The sequence below is a fragment of the Kitasatospora sp. NPDC047058 genome (genome assembly GCF_040643935.1).
In the GTDB taxonomy this organism is placed as follows: Bacteria; Actinomycetota; Actinomycetes; order Streptomycetales; family Streptomycetaceae; genus Kitasatospora.
The window spans coordinates 1-5,284 of record NZ_JBEYVJ010000437.1 but is presented as its reverse complement, the minus strand read 5'-3'; the positions used below and the strand labels follow the sequence as shown (position 1 = coordinate 5,284).

At 74.0% G+C, this 5,284-nt stretch carries 4 protein-coding genes; all 4 read right to left on the bottom strand.

The genetic code is table 11. The annotated features are described in order from the left end of the window. Positions 1–74: 74 nt before the first annotated feature. Positions 75–1,277, bottom strand: a complete 1,203-nt coding sequence (locus tag ABZ885_RS34835; RefSeq protein ID WP_360197872.1) for an acyltransferase — start codon at positions 1,275–1,277, stop codon at positions 75–77. A gap of 230 nt (positions 1,278–1,507) precedes the next feature. After that, complete coding sequence (locus ABZ885_RS34830) at positions 1,508–2,806, bottom strand: phosphotransferase (protein WP_360197869.1); 1,299 nt, start codon at positions 2,804–2,806, stop codon at positions 1,508–1,510. A gap of 55 nt (positions 2,807–2,861) precedes the next feature. Further along, on the bottom strand, positions 2,862–3,782 hold the full coding sequence (locus ABZ885_RS34825; RefSeq protein ID WP_360197867.1) for a PhzF family phenazine biosynthesis isomerase: 921 nt from the start codon (positions 3,780–3,782) through the stop codon (positions 2,862–2,864). 174 nt (positions 3,783–3,956) lie between these two features. Beyond that, positions 3,957–5,054 carry a DUF5937 family protein gene (locus tag ABZ885_RS34820; RefSeq protein WP_360197864.1) on the bottom strand — a complete coding sequence of 366 codons (1,098 nt, stop codon included), beginning with the start codon at positions 5,052–5,054 and terminating at the stop codon, positions 3,957–3,959. Positions 5,055–5,284: the final 230 nt, after the last annotated feature.

Below are 5,284 nucleotides of genomic sequence, written 5' to 3'. Positions count from 1 at the left end.
GGGGGGCCCCCCCGGGGGGGGGGCCGCCCCCCCCCCGCCGCGTTCGCCGTTGCCGGACGGCCCGCCGACTGCGCTCAGGAGGAGGCGGCGACCGTCTCGCGGGCCGGCTCGGGGGCCGGGGCCGGTGCGGGCTTCGCCGCCAGCGGTTCGGCGGCCCGCAGCTGGTCGATGCTGCTGGTCATGCCCTTCTTCAGCAGCGGCGTCAAGGGCTTCTCGACGAGGCGGTGCACTATCTGGGAGGCGACGAGCATGGCGGCCGTCACGATGCCCACCGCGACCCACGGCTTGGTGCCGTGGTCGTAGAGGGCGCGCAGGGCCGTCCAGCCCATGGTCTCGTGCAGGAGGTAGAGCGGGTAGGTGAGCGCGCCGGCGAAGGTGAGCCAGCGCCACTGGATGCGCGAGGCCCAGCCCAGTGCCACCACGATGACCACCAGGTACGACAGCGTGGTGATCAGCACGGCCGGCCAGGCCGGCAGCCCGGGGTGGCCGAGGTAGGGGTTGATGTCGTGCTGGTGCGTGATCGTGTAGAGGACCGAGAGGATCCAGCTGATCGCGACGATGCCGAAGAGCATCAGGTTGGGGCCGTAGCGGTGGACCAGGTAGAGCGCGAGACCGGCGACGAAGAACGAGGAGACGTCCGACATCGCGAAGAACTCCAGCACCGGCCACTTGGTGCTCGCCGAGACTATCCCGGCCACCGTCCAGATCGAGCAGAAGGCGACTATCCGCCGGTACGTCACGCCCTGCCACACCACGATGGCGAACAGCAGGTAGAACCGCAGCTCGTACCAGAGCGTCCAGTAGACGGCGTCGACGTTGTCGATGCCCAGGCCGGCGTGGAACATCGTCAGGTTGGCGAGGACGTTCTGCGGAGCGAGCGGCTGGCGGACCAGCGGCCAGAGCGTCACGACCGCTGTGGTGGCCAGGACGGCGAACCAGTACGCGGGGTAGAGCCGCATGACGCGCGAGCGGACGAAGTCGCCCACCGGGCGGCCCCAGCTGCTCATGCAGATCACGAACCCGCTGATGACGAAGAACAGGCAGATGCCGGTCCACATGTAGGCACCGACGAAGAAGGCGTGGTGGAACACCTGTTCGGCAGGCTTGCCCCAGGCGCTCTCACTGGGCTTGGTGCCGCCGCCGTAGCCGATGTAGTGGTGGAAGACCACCATCAGCGCGGCCAGGATGCGCAGACCGTCCAGGATGGCGAGACGGCCGGCCCTGGCGGGTTTGCGGGGGCCCGAGGAGCCAGATCGTTGCCGGAGGAAATTTTTCACGGCAGAAATTAACTCACGTACCATCAGGTTTCCAAAACCGGTTCCCGGTGGCCCTTGATCGCTGTAGGTGGGACCGTGCGCCGCGCCCGGGCCCTCCTCTGTACTCACCCGTCGGACGAAAACTCACGGAGGACGCACCACGACCGCCACCACGGTTGTCGCACCCGAGGACAGCTTGACCTACCAACCGGCAGCAGTTCAATTTCCCGGCGGAAATTGTCAGACACGTCTCAGTTCGCGCAGGCGAGCGCGGCGCGGATCTCGCTGACCGGGTCGGTTTCGTGGTAGGGCCGCTCGCTGGTCTCGATGTGGTCCAGGAACTCCTGGTACCGCACCGCGTAGGCGAGGTGGTAGAGCGGCTCGACCAGCTCCAGCGCGCGTTCCGGCGCCGACCCGGGGACGTGCGTGCGCCACGCCTGCGCCCACACGCCGGCGATCTGCGCCCACCGCTCCTCGTCCACGTACCGGCGCGGGCGCAGGCCGTCCACGGCCGGGTGGCCGAACGCGGAGTCGGCGTAGTCCACGACCACCGTCCGGGTGCCGTCGCTCCGCCAGTTCCCCGGGTGGAAGTCGCCGTGGAGGAGGGTGTCCGGCAAGCCGCAGGCGGCCAGCTCCTCGACCAGCGCGGGCAGTCGCGCGGCGAGCACCCGGGCGGCGGCGAGCTCCCCAGGCGTGAGCCGGTCCTCCGGCAGCCCGCCGGGAAGATCGCCGGGCAGCTCGTCGGGGGCGGATCCGTTGGTGCCCTGCTCCGCGGCGAGCCGGTCGAGCAGCGCGTTCACGTGGGCGAGCAGCGTGGGCAGGGTGCGGTCCCGCAACCCGGCCGTGGCCGCCCGGCCGTCGGCGGCCAGCGCCGCCTGGGCCGCGACCAGCCGGGGCACCACGGAGGCGACCTCCTCGGCGGACGGGCCCCAGCAGTCCTCGCCGGGCACGTGGTCGAGCAGCAGGCGGCCGCGTTCCGGGTCGGATCCGAGGACGGGCGGGACCAGCGTCGGGTCGGCGGAGCCGAGCAGCGCGATCACGTCACCCTCGCGGGCGTTGAAGGCGGGGTTGATCGCCTTCAGCCAGGCTTCGCCGCCGTCGGCGGTCCGGAAGCGGAACAAACCGGACAGGTTCCACGTCCGGACCTGTTCGGGCCGGCCCGCGGGCGGGCGGCCCGCCGCGTCCAGCGCCTGCCCGGCCCAGTCGACCGCCTCCCGCAGCCCGGCCGCGGTGGCCCAGCCGGCCCGGCGCTCGGCCGGACCGAGCAACGCGGCCACTTCCGGCCCTGCCTGGCGCGGTGCCGGGGCGGTCGGCCGCTCCAGGGCCTCGACGTGGTAGACCACGTGCCCGCCGTGCCCGCCGTGCCCGCTCCGCGCGGACGCGAGCCGGAGCACCACCACGGGCACCCCCAGCTCCTCCGCCACCCGCGCGACCACGGGCGCGGCGGACGACCACCACCCCCCGTCCACCTCGTACGGGCCCAGGAGCCCGAAGTACTCGTCCCCGTAGGTGAGGTGGGCGGTGACCGTCCTGCCGTTCGCATGCTTCACCCGGGCATGCTCACTCATCGGCCCCCGGCCGCGCGACGGGTTTTCCGGTGTGCGGCTACCCGATCGGCACCGCCGTGCCCGAGACCCGGACCCGGGTGTCGCCCTCACGGAGCTCGACCGTCAGCACGCCCGGGCGCCCGAGGTCCTCGCCCTGGCGCAGGGTCAGGACGGCCGGGGTGGTGACCTCGCTGCGCTCGCGCAGGTAGGCGCCGAAGGCGGCGGCGGCCGCGCCGGTGGCCGGGTCCTCCACGACGCCGCCGACCGGGAAGGGGTCGCGGACGTGGAACACGTGCGCGCTCTCCCGCCAGACCAGCTGGAGGGTGAGGAGGTCGCGGGCCGTCATGTAGGCGGCGAGGCCGTCGAAGTCGTACGCCAGGCGGGCCAGCCGGTCCCGGCTCGCGGCGGCCAGCACCAGGTGCCGGGCGCCGGCGTAGGCGATCCGGGGCGGCAGCGCGGCGTCCAGCTCCTCGGCCGACCAGCCGAGCAGGGCCAGCACCTCGGCGACGTCCGCCTCGGTGACCTCCCCGACGTGCGGCTCGACGCTGGTGAGGGTGGCGCGCAGCGCGCCGTCCGCGCCCTTGTCCACCTCGATCGGCACCTCGCCGGCCCGGGTGGCGAAGACGTACCGGCCGGGACCGGTCCGCTCGGCGAGCGCGACGGCCGAGGCGACGGTGGCGTGGCCGCAGAACGGCACCTCGCCCAGCGGGCTGAAGTACCGCACGGTGTAGGCGCCCCCGGCCTCGTCCGGGGCCGCACCCGACGCCTCGCCGGAGGCACCGCCCGCGGCGTCCGGTATCAGGAACGCCGTCTCGGAGTAGCCGACCTCGGCGGCGATGGCGCGCATCCGCTCGGCGGAGAGGCCGGAGGCGTCGAGCACGACGCCGGCCGGATTGCCCCCGCGCGGGTCGGTGGCGAAGGCGGCGTAGCGCAGGATCCCGGTCTCGGGAGCGGTCACGGGCACGGCGTCACTGGTCATGATCGCTCGAACGCCGCCCGCCGGCCCGCTGTTCCCGGCCGCGGCCACCGACCGGTGGTGCGCAGCCCCCTCGCACGCCCGGCTCGCACGCTCCGCACGCACGCTGGGCGCGTACGCCCTGCCCACACGCCCTGCCCACACGCCACCTCCGTGCGACCCCAGCACGACGCGACGTCACCGCAGGACCGCCTCCAGCAGGTCCGACCCCAGCCGGGCACTGCCCGCCAGGTCGAGCTGGTACAGCATGTACCGCCCGCGCCGGTGCGTGGTCAGCAGCCCGGCCTTGCGCAGCACCGCCAGGTGCCGCGACACCTCGGGTGCGCTGAGGTGCCACGCCGACGCCAACTCGCCCGTCGTGTGCGGGCCGCGCGCCATCGTGCGGGCGAGCCGCAGCCGCACGGGGTGGGCCAGCGCCTCCAGCCGCTGCTGGATCACGGCCAGCGAGACCGGTTCGGGCACCCCGGACTCCGCCAGGGGGTACTGCACCACCGGCCGCCACCCGGCCGCGTGCACCACCAGCAGGTGCGGGCGGCCGAACGCGGTCGGGATGAACGTCACGCCGCCGGCACCGACCGCACTGGTGGCGCTGTCCTGCAGCTTGTCGATGACGATCCGGCGACGCCCGTCCGCGCCCGTCTCCAGCCCGACCGACGGCGAGACCGCCGCCAGCGCCTCCTCCGGGCCGCGCCGGGCCAGCAGGTCCGCCTTCTGCCGCGCGTCGGCGGCGAGGTCGGGCAGCACCCGCTGCCAGGCGTCGGCGAAGAACGCCTCCTGGCAGTCCTCCATCATCCGCCGGACCAGCGCCCGGACCACCAGCGGGTCGGCGAGCAGCCGGTCCGCGAAGGCGGCCTGCCGCGGACCGCGCGCCAGCGCCAGATCCCGGGCGCGTTCCTCCGCGGCGGGGTCGGTGAGCGGCGAGCCCAACCGGCGGGTGATCCGGGACGAGCCGCAGGTGGTGATGAGCGCGGCCGCGACGTACACCTCGTCGTCGAGCCGGTCGACGGCGTCCAGCTCCTCGGCCAGGGTCGCGCCGGGCACGCTGGGGACGAGGAAGTCGGCGCGCGAGGAGCGCCAGAGGAAGTCCGCCTCCAGCAGCCGCTCGGACAGCCCGGGCGGGATCGACGCCGTCGTGCTCGCCGCCCAGCCGTGCAGCGCGGGGTGGTGCGCGGGCTCGGCGAGCACGTGCAGCATCGCGTTCAACTCGGCGAGCGGGGACGGGGTGAAGAGCAGGCGCTCGTCGGGCAGGGCGGTGATGTCGATGGTCAGGCTCACGGCCATGATCCTGCCAGCCGGCCCGCGCGGTGACGTCCCCGATTGACGGGACTCGTCAATCGACGTGCGTCGCGGCCCGAGGAGGGCGGACGGTACCGGCCATGAGCCTCGTTCAGGAGAAGTCCGTCCACGACCACGCCGCCGTCCGCAACGGCGAACCCCCGTCCCCGCCGCTCGCCACCGCCCGCCGTGGCACGCCCCGGACCCGCGGCTCCGGCCGTGGCTCCGGC

What these genes read in the sequence shown, in the direction of transcription:
- ABZ885_RS34825 (WP_360197867.1), bottom strand. Translation starts at nt 3,782, where the DNA reads ATGACCAGTGACGCCGTGCCCGTGACCGCTCCCGAGACCGGGATCCTG.